At 32.0% G+C, this 17,433-nt stretch carries 15 protein-coding genes; all 15 read right to left on the reverse strand.

Annotated features, from left to right (window positions below; all coding sequences use genetic code 11):
• Window positions 1–2: 2 nt before the first annotated feature.
• Complete coding sequence (locus tag BMY39_RS13645; protein ID WP_092580630.1) at window positions 3–1,238, reverse strand: TolC family protein; 1,236 nt, start codon at window positions 1,236–1,238, stop codon at window positions 3–5.
• Window positions 1,238–4,942 carry an efflux RND transporter permease subunit gene (locus tag BMY39_RS13650; RefSeq protein WP_092580632.1) on the reverse strand — a complete coding sequence of 1,235 codons (3,705 nt, stop codon included), beginning with the start codon at window positions 4,940–4,942 and terminating at the stop codon, window positions 1,238–1,240. The genes BMY39_RS13645 and BMY39_RS13650 overlap by 1 nt, the downstream gene beginning before the upstream one ends.
• A 107-nt stretch (window positions 4,943–5,049) precedes the next feature.
• Window positions 5,050–5,463, reverse strand: coding sequence for an HYC_CC_PP family protein (locus tag BMY39_RS13655; protein WP_092580634.1), 414 nt, complete (start codon window positions 5,461–5,463; stop codon window positions 5,050–5,052).
• Between the two features lie 71 nt (window positions 5,464–5,534).
• Window positions 5,535–7,487: a heavy metal translocating P-type ATPase gene (locus tag BMY39_RS13660; RefSeq protein ID WP_092580636.1), complete on the reverse strand. Its 1,953-nt coding sequence runs from the start codon at window positions 7,485–7,487 to the stop codon at window positions 5,535–5,537.
• An 11-nt stretch (window positions 7,488–7,498) separates the two neighbouring features.
• Entirely contained in the window at window positions 7,499–7,705 is a 207-nt protein-coding gene (locus tag BMY39_RS13665; RefSeq protein ID WP_076692386.1) for a GDCCVxC domain-containing (seleno)protein, read from the reverse strand.
• A gap of 5 nt (window positions 7,706–7,710) precedes the next feature.
• Window positions 7,711–8,298, reverse strand: coding sequence for a mercuric transport protein MerTP (gene merTP / locus BMY39_RS13670; RefSeq protein ID WP_054851360.1), 588 nt, complete (start codon window positions 8,296–8,298; stop codon window positions 7,711–7,713).
• The gene (locus BMY39_RS13675; protein ID WP_062619731.1) at window positions 8,295–8,657 is read right to left on the reverse strand and encodes a DUF3703 domain-containing protein; all 363 of its coding nucleotides are present in this window, start codon (window positions 8,655–8,657) and stop codon (window positions 8,295–8,297) included. The genes merTP and BMY39_RS13675 overlap by 4 nt, the downstream gene beginning before the upstream one ends.
• A gap of 56 nt (window positions 8,658–8,713) precedes the next feature.
• Window positions 8,714–9,127 carry a Fur family transcriptional regulator gene (locus tag BMY39_RS13680; protein WP_079738441.1) on the reverse strand — a complete coding sequence of 138 codons (414 nt, stop codon included), beginning with the start codon at window positions 9,125–9,127 and terminating at the stop codon, window positions 8,714–8,716.
• Between the two features lie 2 nt (window positions 9,128–9,129).
• A complete protein-coding gene (locus tag BMY39_RS13685) occupies window positions 9,130–11,316 on the reverse strand; it encodes a TonB-dependent receptor (protein ID WP_092580638.1) in 2,187 nt (728 codons plus the stop codon).
• Window positions 11,317–11,365: 49 nt separating this feature from the next.
• Window positions 11,366–11,686 (reverse strand): DUF6660 family protein, encoded by a 321-nt coding sequence (locus BMY39_RS13690; protein ID WP_092580640.1) that lies wholly within the window; start codon window positions 11,684–11,686, stop codon window positions 11,366–11,368.
• 71 nt (window positions 11,687–11,757) lie between these two features.
• A complete protein-coding gene (locus BMY39_RS13695; RefSeq protein WP_092580642.1) occupies window positions 11,758–12,861 on the reverse strand; it encodes a DUF4238 domain-containing protein in 1,104 nt (367 codons plus the stop codon).
• Window positions 12,862–12,864: 3 nt separating this feature from the next.
• Window positions 12,865–13,599, reverse strand: a complete 735-nt coding sequence (locus tag BMY39_RS13700) for a hypothetical protein (RefSeq protein ID WP_092580644.1) — start codon at window positions 13,597–13,599, stop codon at window positions 12,865–12,867.
• Window positions 13,600–13,608: 9 nt separating this feature from the next.
• Window positions 13,609–15,720, reverse strand: coding sequence for a Piwi domain-containing protein (locus tag BMY39_RS13705; RefSeq protein WP_092580646.1), 2,112 nt, complete (start codon window positions 15,718–15,720; stop codon window positions 13,609–13,611).
• 21 nt (window positions 15,721–15,741) lie between these two features.
• Window positions 15,742–16,995: an ApeA N-terminal domain 1-containing protein gene (locus BMY39_RS13710; RefSeq protein WP_013622775.1), complete on the reverse strand. Its 1,254-nt coding sequence runs from the start codon at window positions 16,993–16,995 to the stop codon at window positions 15,742–15,744.
• A gap of 15 nt (window positions 16,996–17,010) precedes the next feature.
• Window positions 17,011–17,307, reverse strand: coding sequence for a helix-turn-helix domain-containing protein (locus tag BMY39_RS13715; protein WP_038507003.1), 297 nt, complete (start codon window positions 17,305–17,307; stop codon window positions 17,011–17,013).
• Window positions 17,308–17,433 lie beyond the last annotated feature (126 nt).

Genomic DNA, 17,433 nt, shown 5'->3' on the forward strand with positions numbered 1-17,433 from the left:
GTTTACTGAATTAAATAATTAATGATTGAACTTTGAACGTAATAGGTTTTAATAGACTCTATTTGGTTCATTTGAAACTTTAGCTGCAACTCTTGAATATCCAAAACATCATTAAAATCAATCGTTCCTGTTTCATAGCTTTTGATTAAAATATCTTCTGCATCTTTGGCTTGTTTTAGGTTTTTAGTTTGAGTAGTATAACTTATTCTTGCAGAAATACGCTCATTAATCGCCTTGCTTAAAAGTGTTTCCAAAGTGTTTAATCGTTCCTGTTTTTGAGCAGTAATTTCCAGCTGTTGCAACTCATTTTGTTTGGTTTGGGATTTATATTTCTTATTGAAAATTGGGATAGATACGGAAACCATTGGCATTACAATATCCTTTCCGTTATCGCTAAAATCCATATTTGGTCTTTCAGCAACATTGATATAATCTAATCCGAAACCAATCATCGGACTGCTTTCTTTTTGATTCAATAATTCTGATTGCTCTATGGACTGGTATAGTTTATCATATTTCAATAATTCAGGATGTAATGCTAAATTTTCAGAAGTAATATCAAAGTCTTCTGAAGGTATCAGTAAACTATCTATCACATTCACGGTAACATCATTACCTCTATTCAATAGATTATTGAAGTTAGTTTGTTCTGCTAAAAATTGTTGTTGCAATACGTCTTTTAATTGTTGCATTTCGTTTTGACGCATTTGTAAACGCAATACATCAACCGCTGATGCTTTACCAACCTCAACAGAAGTCAAAGCCATTGTTTCATAAGTTTCTAACAGATTGATATTCTCTGTTAATACCTTTTGTTTTGCTTTATTAGCATATAGTCTATAATAAGATTGTGAAACTGAAGACATTAGTTTTCGCTTCGCAATTACAATATCTTCATACTTAACATCTGCTAACGAACTAACGTAATTTTCTCTTGCCGAAATATTACCAAACCACGGTAACATTTGTTTTGCAGACACCTTAAAGCGTTGAGCACCTGTTCGAGTTTCTGGTTCACTTACAAAATAACCAACTCCAAATTCTGTATTAGGAACCGTATTTACTTCATTTACTTTTTCTGAAACCCTTTTGTATTGCAATTCAAATTTTTGAATTTCAGGGTTGTTATCTAATGCTTCATTAATGAGCACATCTAATTGTTGCGCATTTCCTTTGAGAACAAAGATTAAAAAACAAAGAAAAATGACTGACTTTATGTGTGATTTTATATGTTTCATTATACTGTTCTTTTAAGTTTAACTTCTGCTTTCCAACTATATAAAACAGGGACTACAAATAGTGTTATTAAAGCGATTAACATTCCACCAAAACTTGGTATTGCCATAGGTATCATAATATCACTACCTCTTCCTGTAGATGTTAATACTGGTAATAATGCCAATATGGTAGTAGCAGTTGTCATTAAACAAGGTCTAATACGTTTTTCTCCTGCTTCTACTACTGATGCTCTGATTTCTTTTTTATTTTCTGGTGTATTTCTATCAAATGTTTGTGTTAAATAAGTTGCCATTACAACTCCATCGTCTGTTGCAATACCAAAAAGAGCAATGAAACCAACCCAAACTGCTACACTTAAATTAATTGGATGTATTTGAAATAATTCACGTAGATTCTCTCCAAAGAAATTAAAGTTTAAAAACCAATCTTGACCATAGAGCCAAATCATTAAGAAACCACCAGCAAATGCTACTGCAATACCTGTAAATACCATTAAGGATGTTCCAACAGAACGGAATTGGAAGTACAGTATCAAAAAGATAATTGCCAAAGCTAATGGTACAACAACCGATAAAGTTTTTTCTGCTCGTAATTGGTTCTCATACGTTCCTGTAAATTGATAGTTAATGCCTTTTGGTACAACCAATTCGCCATTATCTATCTTTTCTTGAATTAAGGTTTGTGCATTTTCAACCACATTTACTTCTGCAAAACCATCCATTTTATCAAATAACACATAGCCAACTAAAAAAGTATCTTCACTTTTAATTACTTGTGGACCTTGTTCATATTTTATAGTCGCCAATTCACTTAACGGAACAGGGCTTCCTTTTTCAACAGGCACATAGATTTGTTTTAAATCGGTTGGATTTGCTCTTAATTCTCTTGGGTAACGAACTCTAACACCATAACGCTCACGACCTTCTACTGTTTGTGTTAATACCATACCACCAACAGCCACTTTTAAAACATTTTGAACTTCCTCAATGGTTACACCATAACGAGCAATTTTCTCTCTATCAATGTCTATTAACAAATATGGTTTACCTACTATACGGTCTGCAAAAACAGCTTCATCTTTAACACCTTCAGCTTGTTTAAGTATATCTTCTAACTGAACACCAAATGCTTCTATTTGTTTTAAGTCTTGACCTTTAACTTTTATTCCCATAGGTGCACGCATACCAGTTTGTAGCATTACTAATCGGGTTTCAATAGGTTGCAATTTTGGTGCAGATGTAACGCCTGGTAGTTTGGTAACTTTAACAATTTCATTCCAAATATCATCTGGTGATTGTATTTCAGGTCTCCAATTTCGATAGAACTCACCATTATTATCTTTTATTAATTGAGACCTTGAAACAGTATTGAAAGGTGTGTTTTTAGTATTATTTGGGTTCGTTATAAAACGACCATCTTTTAATTCAAACAAACCATCATCATTGACTTTGTAACGTTGACGTTCTCGATTTTCATTCAGCATATATTCTGACTTATACTGAATAACATTTTCATACATTGATAGTGGTGCTGGGTCTAAAGCAGATTCTGTACGACCTGCTTTTCCGACTACTGTTTCAATTTCAGGAATACTTGCAACTGCCATATCTAACTGCTGTAAAACACGCTTATTTTCTTCTACACCAGAATGTGGCATCGAAGTAGGCATCAATAAAAACGAACCTTCATTTAATGATGGCATAAATTCTTTACCTGTGTTTTTCATAATGAAAAAACCAGCAATGACAATTGCAGTTGGAATTGAAAGAAATAGTAATTTATTATCTAAACACCATCTTAAAATTCGAGTATAATACCTGATAAACAATGAGAAAACACCCAATAAGCCAAAGCAAATGACACCAACAAAGATGAGGTTCCAGAAGATACTTTTATCAACTCCTAAAGGTCTCCAATATTCCGCTAACAGAAATACTATTGCAGTTGTACATATTATGATATTAATTAAGTTGGATTGTTTTTCTGTTATTTTATTTTGAGTACTTAACAATGCTGTGATACCAAAAGCTATCAATATTAATCCTAACCAATAACCATAGATTATTGCTATTATCCCTAATACTATTAAAACGCCATTTAAAGCATATTTAAAATGCGTTTTTATGCTTTTCTTTCTGAATAAAAACGCTGCAAAAGGTGGAATTAAAAACAATGCTACAATTATTGAAGCTGTTAATGCAAAGGTTTTTGTGAATGCTAATGGTCTGAACAATTTACCTTCAGCGCCAATCATTGTAAATACAGGAATGAAACTTATAATTGTAGTCATTACTGCGGTTACGATTGCACCAGAAACTTCGGCTGTTGCGTTGTAAACTACTGTATTAATGGATTGTGTTCCATCATCTTCATCTAAATGCCGAATGATATTTTCTGATAGTATAACACCAACATCGACCATTGTTCCGATAGCAATTGCAATACCTGATAAAGCGACAATATTAGCATCGACGCCAAAGAGTTTCATCGCAATAAATACCATTAAGACTGCAACTGGTAATAATCCTGAAATCAAGACAGAAGCTCGAAGATTAAACACCATAATGATTATAACCAAAATGGTAATCAATATTTCAAGAGTTAAGGCTTCATTGAGTGTACCTAAAGTTTCTTGTATCAGTTCTGTTCTGTCATAAAAAGGCACTATGGTTACTTGCGATGTTCTTCCATCTGCCAAAACTTTTGAAGGTAATCCTGCGCTTAACTCGTTAATTTTCTCTTTTACATTATTGATGACTTCCATTGGGTTTGCACCATAACGAGCCACAACAACAGCACCAACAACTTCTGCTCCTTCCTTATCTAATAAGCCACGTCTTGTTGCAGGACCTAATGAAACTTTACCAATATCCTTTATCTTAATAGAAGTATAATCTTCGGAAGTGACTACTGCATTTTCGATGTCTGAAATGGATTTCACATACCCCAAACCACGAACTAAATATTCGGCTTGATTAATTTCCAATGTCTGTGCGCCAATGTCTTTATTGCTTTCCTTAACTGCTTTTACAACGTGATGTAATCCAATATTATACTGACGCATTAGTTCTGGATTCACGTCCACTTGATATTCTTGAACATAGCCACCAATAGAAGCAACCTCGGAAACACCACTTGCAGATGATAACGCATACTTCACATAGTAATCCTGAATACTGCGTAACTCTTGCAAATCCCAACCACCTGTTACATTACCGTTCTCATCACGACCTTCAAGTGTGTACCAAAATATTTGTCCTAATCCTGTGGCATCTGGACCTAACGCTGGATTAACACCTTCGGGTAATAAACCACTTGGTAAGGAATTAAGTTTTTCGAGAATACGACTTCTGCTCCAGTAAAATTCTATATCCTCTTCAAAAATGATATAGATGCTTGAAAACCCAAACATAGAGGAACTACGAATGGTTTTCACTCCAGGAATACCCAATAATGATGTGGTTAATGGATAGGTTATTTGGTCTTCTATATCTTGTGGGGAACGACCATCCCACTTGGTAAATACGATTTGTTGATTTTCACCTATATCGGGAATAGCATCTACTGCTACAGGGTTACTTGGCAAAAATCCTGTATCCCAATTAAAAGGTGCATTAACAGTTCCCCATCCAATAAAAAGGACAAGTAGTAAAACTGCAACGAGTTTGTTTTCTATTAAAAATTTGATGCTTTTATTTAGCATATGATTGATTTTAAACAATTAGACAATAGTGTTGTAAAAACACCGAATACAGTAAATTATCCTTACGACATAATGCCATAGGATATAAATAGTCTAATGTTTAAAAATCAAATTAAATACGTTTCGTCAATCTTGAAGATTTGCTTGACGACTAATGGTGGTTTGTATTCCTCAAAAGAAGAAACATTTTTATCTAACCCTTCAAAAAGGTTGATGTAAGTATATACAAATGAAGCAATAAATACTTGTTGCTCAAAAGAAATTTTTTCAACTTGTAGTTGTAACTCATCTTGACCATCTACAACAAATATTTCATCACTACAACAGTTCTTTTTTGAAATAGAACAGCTATCAGTTAAAGGATTCTCCATTTCCATTCCGCAAGTTTCTGCTTTCTTAAAAATAGCTGAATCCATTAAAGTTTCTCCACAATAATGCATATTAACAGAAAATGACATCGTAGAGAATAACACTACAAAAGTCATTGCTAAAGACATTATTTTATGGAAAATCTGCTTCATATTGATTGCGAAGTTACGAAATTTTAACAACTATTGATTTTGTTTAACAGAAGTTTAATTGATTAATCTGCTTAATCCCATTTCATTTTCTGCAATCTAACTGCATTTAAAATTGCTAATAATGCTACTCCTACATCTGCAAAAACTGCTTCCCACATTGTGGCTAAACCACCTGCTCCTAAAATCAAGACAATAACTTTAATACCAAATGCTAAAATGATATTCTGCCAAACAATTTTACGTGTGGAATGACTTATTTTAATGGCTCTCACTACTTTTGAAGGTTGGTCTGTTTGAATGATAACATCTGCTGTTTCAATAGCAACATCACTACCTAAACCACCCATTGCAATACCAACATTACTTGCTGCTAAAACAGGTGCATCGTTAATACCATCACCTATAAAAGCTACTTTATTTTCAGGATTTTTCTTTAAAATTTCAACTTCGTTTAATTTATCTTCTGGTAATAAGCCACCTTTAGCATTTTCAATATTTAATTCTTTTGCAACTTGTTGGGTAATCGAATCTTTATCACCGGAAAGCATCATAATATTTTTGATACCTACTTTATGTAATGCTGTAATAGTTTCTTTTGCATCTTCCTTTAATTCATCTGCTATGACTACATAACCTGCAAATTGATTATCGATTGCAACTAATACTATCGATTCTACAATAGATTCCGTTTCCGTTGGAACATTTATATTATTCGCAGTCATTAAGGCTTTATTTCCTACTAAAACTGTTTTACCATTTACAATGCCTTTTAAACCTTTACCTGCAATTTCAGAAACGTCTTGAGCTTCAAAATCTTCTCCTTTTGCTTTATACTCTAAAATTGCTTTTGCAATTGGATGCGTGGATTGCTCTTCCATCGCCATTAAGTATCGCATAAATTCGGTTTCATTCCAACCGATTGCTTTTACTTCTTTAATTTTAAATACACCTTTGGTAACGGTTCCAGTTTTGTCCATTACCAAAGTATTTATTTTGGTCATAGCATCTAAAAATGAAGCACCTTTAAATAATATTCCATTTTTTGAAGCTGCTCCCAATCCACCGAAATATCCTAATGGAATTGAAATCACTAACGCACAAGGACAAGATATTACCAGGAAAATCAATGCTCTGTATAACCAATCTCTAAAGACATAATCATCTACAAAAAAGTAAGGTATAAAAGTTACGCCAATAGCTAAAAACACAACAATTGGTGTGTAGATACGAGCAAACTGCCTAATAAATAATTCTGTTTTAGATTTACGTGCTGTAGCATTTTGAACCAAGTCTAATATTCTCGCAATAGAACTATCTTCAAAGGTGTTGGTTACCTCAACTTCAATAACACTTTGTAAATTGATACTACCTGCGTAAACCTTTGCATCTTTCTGAATAGAATCTGGTTTGCTTTCTCCTGTTAAAGCTGCTGTATTTAACGATGCTTTTTCGGATAATAAAATACCATCCAATGGAATTTTTTCACCTACTCGAATTTGTATTTTCTCGCCAATATTTACAGCTTCTGGCGACACACTTATATAATCACCATCACGAAATACATTAGCTTCTTTTGGTCGAACATCCAATAAGGCTTTAATGTTTCCTTTTGCTCTATTAACTGCTGCGTTTTGAAATAATTCTCCTACTGCATAAAATAGCATTACTGCAACACCTTCAGGATATTCACCAATAATAAACGCACCAATTGTGGCAATAGACATCAAAAAGAACTCGGTAAAAACATCGCCTTTTATAAGGCTTTTCCATCCTTCTTTAATTACAGGAAACCCAACTGGAATATATGCTAAAGTGTACCAAACTACTCGAATCAATCCTTCAAATTGAGGAATCGCATCAAAATAATCTACAGCGATACCTACCATTAACATAACAAAACTTATAATAGCAGGAATGTATGTCTTGAATGCACTTCCATCTCCGTGGTCGTGACCATCATCGTGAGAATGTTGCTCTTCTGAATTTGGTTTTAAATCTCTTAAATTGACTTTCTTTTTTTTCATTTAGTTTTGTTTTAGCAACAACTTTTGTTTTGTTGAATTGGTGGACAAGGAACTGTACCATAAGAACAATACACACAACAATCTCCTTCGATTGGTTTCAAAACCGTTTTACAATGCTCACACTCGTAAAAGAATTGACAAGCGTTAGTTGGCATATCTTCTTTCTTTTTATGACCACAGGTTGGGCAAGTGATTTCCGATTTTAATATAGTTTGCATCAATTTTAATTTTTATCAGTTACTTTATAACCCGTAGAATTAATTGCTTTCTCAATTTCTAATTCATTAGTTTTAGTTTGGTCATACTCAATGATTGCGTTACCATTCTTGTATGATGTTTTTGAGTTTACAATTCCGTTAAGTTTATTTACTTCGTGGTTTACGTGAGCTTCACAACTGGCACAAGTCATTCCACTTATTTTATACACTGTTGTTTTGATATTTGATTTATCAACGATAACAATTTGTTTCTCTGAATTTGGATAAAACATACTTGAGTAGTATGGTAATGCCAACATCACTATTGCGAATACTGTTACAACTCCTAAAAAGGTTTTTGACTGAATAAATTTTGGTTTTTTATCCGTTTCACATTCACAGTCGATTTCTTTTTCTGGTTTTAATTTTTGATACCAAGCAAAGAGAAGAACTAATATAGTTAGCCCTATTAAGTAAGGTCTAAATGGTTCTATCCAAGAAAAAGTTGAAGCTACACCACTTGTACCTGCAATTAATGCCAAAACAGGTGTGATGCAACACAATGAAGCTGTGATTGCTGTTAGGATACTTGTAACCGCTAATTTATTTTTCATTCTATATATAATAATTTTTCAATGTCATTTGGAATAGGCATACGTTTTAATGGTGGTACGTTTGCGCCACCTGTGTTACCAAGAGGAACGTGATTTATAAATGATTTCCAGCCACCAACAAGCAATCTAATAATTTGACCGAATACTTCTTTAGTATCTTTTTGTCTAAATCCAAACTTTAGCATTAGCCAATGTGAATAGGTATGCTCTATAGGATAAGATTGTCCTATTATATGACTACGTTCTAAATGATACCAAGCATTGCTAAAATGCTTATTTTCTAAACAGAAACTGTATAGTTTTAATTCTTCGTTATACGCCTGTTTCAGATGTTTAGGTATTTTAGTATTAAACTTCATATCCACTAATTTTGGATAAATGTACTTTAATAGTAAGTGCAATGGAAGTGCAATTATTAGCCACTACACTTATCGCAAATACCTTTTACCACCAAATTTACATTCTCTGACACAAAACCATCAGGTACTTTAATTTGCGGTATTTTATGTTCTGTTAGGCAAATCGTTTCATTGCAATTGTTACAATGGAAATGTAAGTGTAAATCGGTTTTTATATCACAATTACATCCCTTTTCGCATAACGCATATTTTGTTATCCCTGTGCCATCGTCAATTTGATGTACAATATCCTTTTCTTCAAAGGTTTTAATAGTTCTGTATAAGGTAGTTCTATCTGCTTTTTCAAAAGCATTTTCAATATCACTTAATGTTACCGCTATCTCTTTTTCTGCAAGAAACTTATAAATTAACATACGCATTGCTGTAACACGAATATTTTTTGACTCTAATACTTGTTCTATTGTTTCCATATTTAATCGTGGTCTTCGTTTCCAAATGGTTTAATAATAAGTCCTACACTAAATATAAAACCATCTGTAGGTGCATAAATCTCTGGAAAAACAGGATTGTCGTGTGGCGGTAAAACCAAAGGTGAAAATCTGCTTTGTCTTCTATCTGTAAAGTTTTCAAAATTTACAAATACACTTCCTAATTTAAAGTTACGCATAACCAATAAACCCATAGTTACAAAGTCTGTAGTCTCTATTCCGTTAGATAAAAACTGTTTGCCTGTATAAAAGGTTTCGTAACCAATTCGCCATTTTTCAGATTCGTACATTAATACACTACCTGCGTTGTGTTTTGCGGTTAATGGCTTCTGTGGATTACCAGGTAAATAATTTAGTTTGGTATCAATAAGCGCATAGTTTAAAAACCATCTAAAGTCTTTGTAAGTAAATTTTATATTGGTTTCTGCTCCTTTGCTAAAGATTTCATCTGGTGCATTTTCAAACTGAAATAAACCGTTATTAGTTGAATTTAAGAGTAAGCCATCATTTATTGCAGTCACATAGAATAATTGGTTTATAGAAAAACCAATCTCATCAGATAGACGCGTTTGATAATTCAAATCAAAATTAACACCATAAGAACGTTCTGCATCTACTGTAGATTTATCTATTGCAAGCACATTTTCAAAGTTAATATACTCTGCTTCCTCTGTAAAAATATCTGGAATCTTATACCCTAAACCTCCACCAATTCTACTTGAAAATCCACTATTATTTTTATAGAGTAATGAAATTCTTGGAAGTGGAAAGAAACCGAAATCAGTATTATAATCTGCTCTTAAGCCAGTTTCCAATATCCAATTATCCGATATGTCGTAGATATTATTTGCAAATGCTCCAAAGGTTACATCTTTTTGGTCTCGTTGTAATGGTGCGTTATCATTTTCATCAAAATTTGAAGTATATAGATTAGCTCCAACTATCCAATCCGTTTTTTCTGATGCTGTATTATATGTGATTTCAGTAAAAGTATTTGTTTGTTTGCCATCAAAATTAAAATCAGGAACTGTTAAATTCCTATCGAAAAAAGACACACTATTTTTAAACTCTAATGAACTAACAGAATCTAATTGTGTTTGATATACCAATTGACTGCTTAATCGTTTTGAATTATTTTCTTCTGTATATTGATGAATACCATCTTCGCCATCTTCTATTTTGGTCATATCTCCACCAATTCTATCGTCATACGTTCCATTTAATCCAAACCAAAGTGTTGTTTTATCTGATGGATAATAAAATAATTTTGGATTAAATGAAATTGATGTTGTTTTTGGTAGGTTGCTAAAGCCATCATCTTCTGGGTCGTATGCTTTTTGATAATGACCAGAACCATAAAGTGATACACCGAATTTTTCATTTCGTTTGCTATAAAATACATTGGCTGTACTTCCTAACGCTTGTGTCTGCGTGAGCATTATATCTAATGCAGGTTCTTCGTATGGTGTTTTAGATACCATATTTACTAATCCTGCAATAGCACCGCCACCATAAAGTGTTGATGAACTTCCTTTAATAATTTCAAATTGTTGTAAATCTAAAGGTGGTATTTGTAAAATACTTAACCCACTTGAGAAACCACCATATAATGGAAACCCATCTCTTAAAAGTTGTGTGTACCTACCATCTAATCCTTGAATACGAATATTGGTGCTCCCACTACTTAATGATGTTTGTTGCATTTGTATTCCTGTACTTTCTCGAAGCACCATAGAAATATTAGTAGGATTCATTATAGCTTTTTCTCCTAATTCTTCTGCACCTATAAACTCTATACGTGTCGGTATTTTTCTTACGGTTCTCGTACTTCTTGTAGATTGCAGTACTACAGCATCTAATTGATTGCCACCTTCTTTTAATTTAAAGACTAACGCTGTATTACTTGGAATTTGAATTGTTGTCTCAAATGTTTCAAAACCTAAAAAGGAAATTATTATTTGATGCTGTCCGTCTGGTATTTCTGTAAAAGTTGCAATTCCGTCAAAATCGGTTACTGCTCCTTTTTCTAATGCTTCAAAGTAAACCGTAGCACCCAATAAAGGCTCGTTTTCAGCTTCTGTTAGGACTTTTATTTGTATGTCTGATGTTTGTGCCTGTAACGATAGGCAAAGTATTAATATGAGCTTTATGCTCAATAGGTATTTATTCATTGAATTGTATTTGTAATTAACTAAATAATTGATTTAAAATCGATTTGTTTTAGCTTATTACTTGTGGCGGATGCCAAATATTGGAAAGGAAATTAAACCCGTAAATAGGTTGATATGTAGAAATTAACTCCGTTGAAATTTCAACATTGAGTTTTAAATCAAATGTCTTGATTGGTTCGTAAGTAATTGTCATACCACAACAATTACAAATACAAGTTACAGGACAAGAATCGTCGCTATCTTCTTGATGATTATGATTTGTACTTATTTCGTCTTGATGCTGCTGGTCTTCTATATTTTGACCATCAGAACAAGGCTTTGCTGAAAGCAATAGTATGATTAATGATAATATGATTGTTACAAATTTCACAATTACAAAGATAAAAATTTAATAATGCAATGGTTGTGCAAAAAATTTATGAAATTCTATTATTAACCAAATTACCATTTACCCATTTTAGAAAGTACTTTTTTATATTTAAGCATTTGTATGTCATCCTTACAGTAAGGGTGCTCTAATAATTCTTTTAGCTTACCTATAAATTCTTTGGAAACAAACCCTTTTTTCTTTAAAATCTCAAACAGAATTAGAGCTTGTTCCGCTCTGTATTTAGCTTTTTTGACAAATTCCTCACCATTTTCTGGCTTTTCATAATGATTTTGAATGTCGAAATGTTTATCAATATCGCCTTTATATCCAATTAATAATTTTTCTGCATTCTGTTGGGTTACTCCATTAGTAGTAAATACATAGTCTCTATCTTGTGTAAGTCGATTAATTCTTGTTTGGCCATCTGCATAGTCATTGGGATGAATTTCTAAATAATGTGAGCGGTCTAAAGGTAAAGTTATTACTGCTCTTGGGTCATATAACCCTTGAAAACGATTTGTTTCAAAATGCCTGATGGATACAGGATTATCGCAAGTTATAAGAGGTGCATTAGCATCGTTAATTTTAATTACATTAATAGTACAGTCATACTTATATTTTACAAAGTTTCCCCATTGTTCTAAATGATTTACTAAAAAAACCGTTCTTGAACGTTCGTTATGTTCTTTTTTTACAGCTTCAATATCATCAATGTGAAACTTCATTTTTTCACCATATAAGTTCATTTTTATTATTCCTTCTTCATCTGCTGTATGAGCTGCTCTATCAAAAATTTCATTATTCATACTCCGTTGAAGATTTAAAATTCTTGGTGTTCTAAAATATAGTGAGAGACAAACATAGAGTATCTGTATTTTTTGTTCTTGAGTTACCGTTAAAACTTTTTCATCAATGAGCAGGGAATAGACCTTTTGAAATTCACTATCTACATTTTCAGCGTAATGTTTTTCTAAAGCATATTTAACCTCATCTGATTCTGCCGGTATTGTATAAATGTTCTTCTCAAAACAAATGTCTTTTGTACTTATTTGTTCTAATAACATATCATCATCGAGCTTGTAAACATCAACAAAATAATTTCTTTTTCTACCTTCAATTCCAAAGTTCTTTAAATACGAACGTGGAATATAATGTTGTTTTATTGGGTTTGACATACTCTATTTTACTTGGTTTAATGGCATTTCTTTACTACCTATTTTATCTAATAAACTTTCGATGTTGTTTATTATCTCTTTAAAAAACTGTGGATTATCAAATACTATTTCAAATCTATTTTGTGAAGACACATATTCCTTTAACGTAAACCGATCTTTGCTAAAACTCTTTAAGTTATTGAACTTTCTATCGCTATTATTGACAGTATCGTTATTTTTAATTATACCCTTGTGATGTACAACTAAATTACGCACTTGTCTAAAATTATCAATAAAACTCCATTCAGGATTGAGTATAGAAAAATCAACTTTAGCAGACTGCTTTAAAAACTTTTTTACTTTATCAATATCATTATTACCCTTTAAATCATCTACTCTATAGTCTGTTTGTTTATAGGATGCGAACCTATCACAACCACGTTTTAAAACATCTTCAAAAAAAGAATACAACTGTATGATTTGAGCATTTCTATAATTTTTAATGTAAACATCATTAAACATAAACATATTGTCAATAAAGGAATCTTGTAAGTGGTCTAAATATTCTTCTGAATATTCTGATTTATCTACCTCTTTTGAATTTTGAAAATTATCATATTCAACCTCAATATTTTTTAATTCTCTTTCGAAATGAGTTTCCATATGATTCATATAATCTTCAATTAAATGAAATTCAAAATGGATAAAGCCAAATCCCATTATAGATGCAAGTGTTTCTTTTCTTCTTAATCTTGACATATCATTATTTTATAAAAACCATAACGCATCTTTGGCATCGTCTGGAACGCCATTATTAAAACGCGGTGCTATTTGTGCTACCATTTCAGGATATTTAATTGTGATTGGTACATTTTGTTGTCTAAGTGATTTCCAATACAATCTGCTAAACTGATATACTTGTGTTAATAGTTCTAACACTACGTCTGCATCTTCAAAAGCATCTTCATCTGGACTGCTTACCTTAATTTTTATTGGAAACGGATAACCATCTGTATCTGCATATCTCTGTGAATTAGGGTAACGCGCATTATTAAACAGTAGGAATTGATTTTCGCTAATACGTATGTATGTACCACTTACAGGCATTAACTTTTTGTTCCAATTAAGGTCGTAAGCAATAATATCTTCTGCTTCTGTTTTATTGATATTTAGAATGTAAAGCGGAATTTTTAACCCTAATGTATGCATCCCTCTAATAATTGGTTTTAGTTCCTCGTAACTCATTTCCTTATAGAAGTGAATGACTACTTTATCTGCTTCTGCAACCGATGTAAAATCTCTAATGGCTTTACATATACTTCCTGCCAATAGGTCTGTTTCGTTTTGGTCAAAATATTCGAACTTTCTAAATAAGCCATTGTTTTGAAAACTAAAGGCACTTGCTATATACCGCCTGTTTTCGCCTTGATTGGTAAATGCACCAACACCAATTACTAATTCTTTTTTATCGGTTACTGCAAGTTTCCAAGGTGCACCACCTAATTTGGCGTGAATTGCTAATGCCATATTCTGTAATGAGAATTGGAAGTTATATTGGTTCTCGATATTGACTACCATTTTCTCATAATCTACAACCTGTGTAACAATACCTTCGTTTAAAAAGAGTTCTTTTATTTGAATATAGATGTCTCGGTCTTCGGGATTTGGTGTAAACTTATCGAATGGGCTTAAATAAAAAGCTGCATAACTTACATTTTCTTGGTCGAACGAAAGGTTCTCCAACTGCTCTGTGATTTCTGGTATTGGGTTGTTTTCGTTGGCAAACTCAATAAAATGTTCTTTAGACGTTGAAGCCTTAATATTTACATAAGCCTCAATCCCTTTAAAATACTTTTTATCCGCAGTAACACCAGTTTTAAGGTTGTTGTAAAAGGTTTTAATTGCTTCTTTATGTGACGTATGGTACACAAAGAAAAACTTAATGTTTTGGTTGTTGGGTCTTTTGTAAGGGGCGAGGTTATTCATTGCCAATTTAGGCACTAAATGTGTTTTTTTATTACCGTATTGGTCTTTACCAAATTCCAATAATCCTACTTGTGGGTCGATGTGATTAATACGATTAAGTGGCACATCTATAAAGGCATCAGTCTTAAATGGAAATATGGCTTTAAAATCTTCTGCAAACAGATAGTTGGTTGCAAAATTATTAATAAGTGCTACGTACTTTTGATATTTATTAATTGGTCTTATAGGTTCCTCAATAGGTATATCTAATGCTCGTGCTAATGACAAATTAAAAATTGGGTATGCTTGCTCAAACTGAATAGCATTGTAAAATTCTTCTTTTTCCTCTGTATCGAGGTCCATTTGGTAATTGAACGTTTTTTGACCATATACACAACGTTTTATTAACTCTGAATCCTCTATATCCTTAACCGATGTTGTAAGGACTTTTGAAGTACCATCGTATGATACAATTAACTCTGGTAAGTCTGTGAGTTTTGCAAACTGTATCTTAAATGAAAATTTATAGTAGAGGTTATAGTCTGCTGTATTCCCTTTTTTTGAAGGCATCCACACTTGTACATCACCAACGAAGTTTTTTACTACTATATAGTCTTTCGATTTAAAATAGCTTCTTAATTTATGTTTAAGGAATTGCTTATAAATTCTTAATTCTCTACCATCTACTAAATTTAGCTTAATGCTTGGTGCATCTGGTATTTCTGTTGTAAATGTTGTAAATATTTGGTCTTTGTTAGATAAGTCTGCATCTGGAAACACCTCTTTTATCTGCCTTGAAAATTTAGATTTATGGATTGGATGACTACCTTCAATATCCTCTAAAGTTAAATAAATAGTAGGCGCACTATTAGGCCATTTAAAGTTTAGTATGTTGGTTTTGAGGTGTTCTTGCATAAATGAAATTATATTGTAATTTTACATAGAAGGTTGAACTTTATTATTGTTATCAACTAATAAATCTTTGTTTAGTAGTCTATTTACAGACTGCATATCTTGGTATGTAGATTTAGCACGCTCTATTATTTTTTCAATAATTTTATCAGAAACTTCCATTTGTTTCACCAAGCCTAAACCAACCAAATAATCTAATAAAAAGGATATATACAATAGTTCAAACTGTGAAAAAATATTGTTTTTTGTTTTAGTGCGATGTATTAAATAATCTCGATGACGAACAATCTTTGATACATATGTTTTAATATCATCTTCTGGAATATTAGTTATATCGACTAATAATTGCTTTTGTTCTAATAAATCTTTGGCAAAAGATGAGTTCTTAATCTTATTACCAAATTTCAAACTATAAGCTTCGAAAGCTGTATAGGAATTTGTAAATCGCCTACTATGACTCGTTTTAACCGAGAGTAAATTTTCGATAATAATATCAGCACAATAACCTATGCCTTCATTGTTATACCAATGCTTAATTATATTGGACAAATCATCTTTAATAGTATCATAGTCAAGCGCTATAAAACCAGATATGTTTTCTTTGTTGAAATCATCCTTGTAATATAACGAAGCCCAATTACCACAGCTTAAACATTTAAAATTAAAAGCTTTAAATTGTACAGACTTACCGTATAAAAAATGAAATAATTTTTGAAATGAATTATATAAATCTATACTCTCAAGAATACTCAATTTTTTTTCTGATTTAAAATCGACATATCCAACATTGTCCATTCTAAAAAAGTTGTGGTTAGAAGTATATGATGTTGATTTTGTGATTTTAATAGATAAGTCTTCAGTAATATTCGTATTGTGGACTACGTCATCCTCTTTTTCAAGTTTGTCTTCTAAAGAATTATACCAATGCATTTTTCTAACCCAACTCACTATTGCTAAATTGTCAATTTGAAATTCATTAATTTTCAAACCTATAGGTTCAATTAAATGATATGCACAAGCAAACGTATATTTAGGCTTATAAGTTTTAGTCTCTACTATTCCATTGCTACTGTTTTTAATCTTGCAGTTTACAAAAGTTAAATAGCCTAAACCTGTAAAAACCCCATAAATTAACTCTATTTGATAGGCAGGTAATCTTTCTGACAAATTGGTCGTTATGTGTACTTCATCATTAATTAACTCTAATACACAAAAGCACTTATTATCCTCTGCAGATTTAAACCATACCTCGCCATAATATTTATTCTCTTTAAACATAAATTACTTTAAATCCTAACCCTTTTTTACAATCTTACTAATTTTTTCTTCAGCTATTTTGAGGATTTCCGTACGCTCTTTTTCATTTTTGAGCATTAATACAATTTGTTCGGACATCCATAGCTTAATTAATTCGTTTTCGTCTTCTTTTAATGTTTTGGCAAAAGCAACTACTTGTTCGCGTCTTGCCATCCGATTTCCTCGTTCTATTTTACTTAAATAGGCAACATCCATATTTAGGTTTGCAGCCATTTCCCTTAATAGCAAATTGCGTTTTTCACGCAATGAACGTATGTACTCTCCAAACTCCATAATAGAATTATTTAGACTTGTCAAATTTTGTCTAATTTAACAAAAGGAAACCAAAGGAAAGTAAAAAGATATAAACAGTTATTAACAGGTAATGAGGATATTAAGGATTTGAGGAAGTCAATTTAA

It is taken from the genome of Hyunsoonleella jejuensis, assembly GCF_900111025.1.
In the GTDB taxonomy this organism is placed as follows: Bacteria; Bacteroidota; Bacteroidia; order Flavobacteriales; family Flavobacteriaceae; genus Jejuia; species Jejuia jejuensis.

Excerpts from the sequence above, each read along its gene's own strand:
- BMY39_RS13680 (WP_079738441.1), bottom strand. The coding sequence starts at position 9,127 with ATGGAAACAATAGAACAAGTATTAGAGTCAAAAAATATTCGTGTTACA.
- BMY39_RS13695 (WP_092580642.1), bottom strand. The coding sequence starts at position 12,861 with ATGTCAAACCCAATAAAACAACATTATATTCCACGTTCGTATTTAAAG.
- BMY39_RS13645 (WP_092580630.1), bottom strand. The coding sequence starts at position 1,238 with ATGAAACATATAAAATCACACATAAAGTCAGTCATTTTTCTTTGTTTT.
- BMY39_RS13705 (WP_092580646.1), bottom strand. The coding sequence starts at position 15,720 with ATGCAAGAACACCTCAAAACCAACATACTAAACTTTAAATGGCCTAAT.
- BMY39_RS13650 (WP_092580632.1), bottom strand. The coding sequence starts at position 4,942 with ATGCTAAATAAAAGCATCAAATTTTTAATAGAAAACAAACTCGTTGCA.
- BMY39_RS13700 (WP_092580644.1), bottom strand. The coding sequence starts at position 13,599 with ATGTCAAGATTAAGAAGAAAAGAAACACTTGCATCTATAATGGGATTT.
- BMY39_RS13665 (WP_076692386.1), bottom strand. The coding sequence starts at position 7,705 with ATGCAAACTATATTAAAATCGGAAATCACTTGCCCAACCTGTGGTCAT.
- BMY39_RS13710 (WP_013622775.1), bottom strand. The coding sequence starts at position 16,995 with ATGTTTAAAGAGAATAAATATTATGGCGAGGTATGGTTTAAATCTGCA.
- BMY39_RS13675 (WP_062619731.1), bottom strand. The coding sequence starts at position 8,657 with ATGAAGTTTAATACTAAAATACCTAAACATCTGAAACAGGCGTATAAC.
- BMY39_RS13655 (WP_092580634.1), bottom strand. The coding sequence starts at position 5,463 with ATGAAGCAGATTTTCCATAAAATAATGTCTTTAGCAATGACTTTTGTA.
- BMY39_RS13685 (WP_092580638.1), bottom strand. The coding sequence starts at position 11,316 with ATGAATAAATACCTATTGAGCATAAAGCTCATATTAATACTTTGCCTA.
- BMY39_RS13715 (WP_038507003.1), bottom strand. The coding sequence starts at position 17,307 with ATGGAGTTTGGAGAGTACATACGTTCATTGCGTGAAAAACGCAATTTG.
- BMY39_RS13660 (WP_092580636.1), bottom strand. The coding sequence starts at position 7,487 with ATGAAAAAAAAGAAAGTCAATTTAAGAGATTTAAAACCAAATTCAGAA.
- merTP (WP_054851360.1), bottom strand. The coding sequence starts at position 8,298 with ATGAAAAATAAATTAGCGGTTACAAGTATCCTAACAGCAATCACAGCT.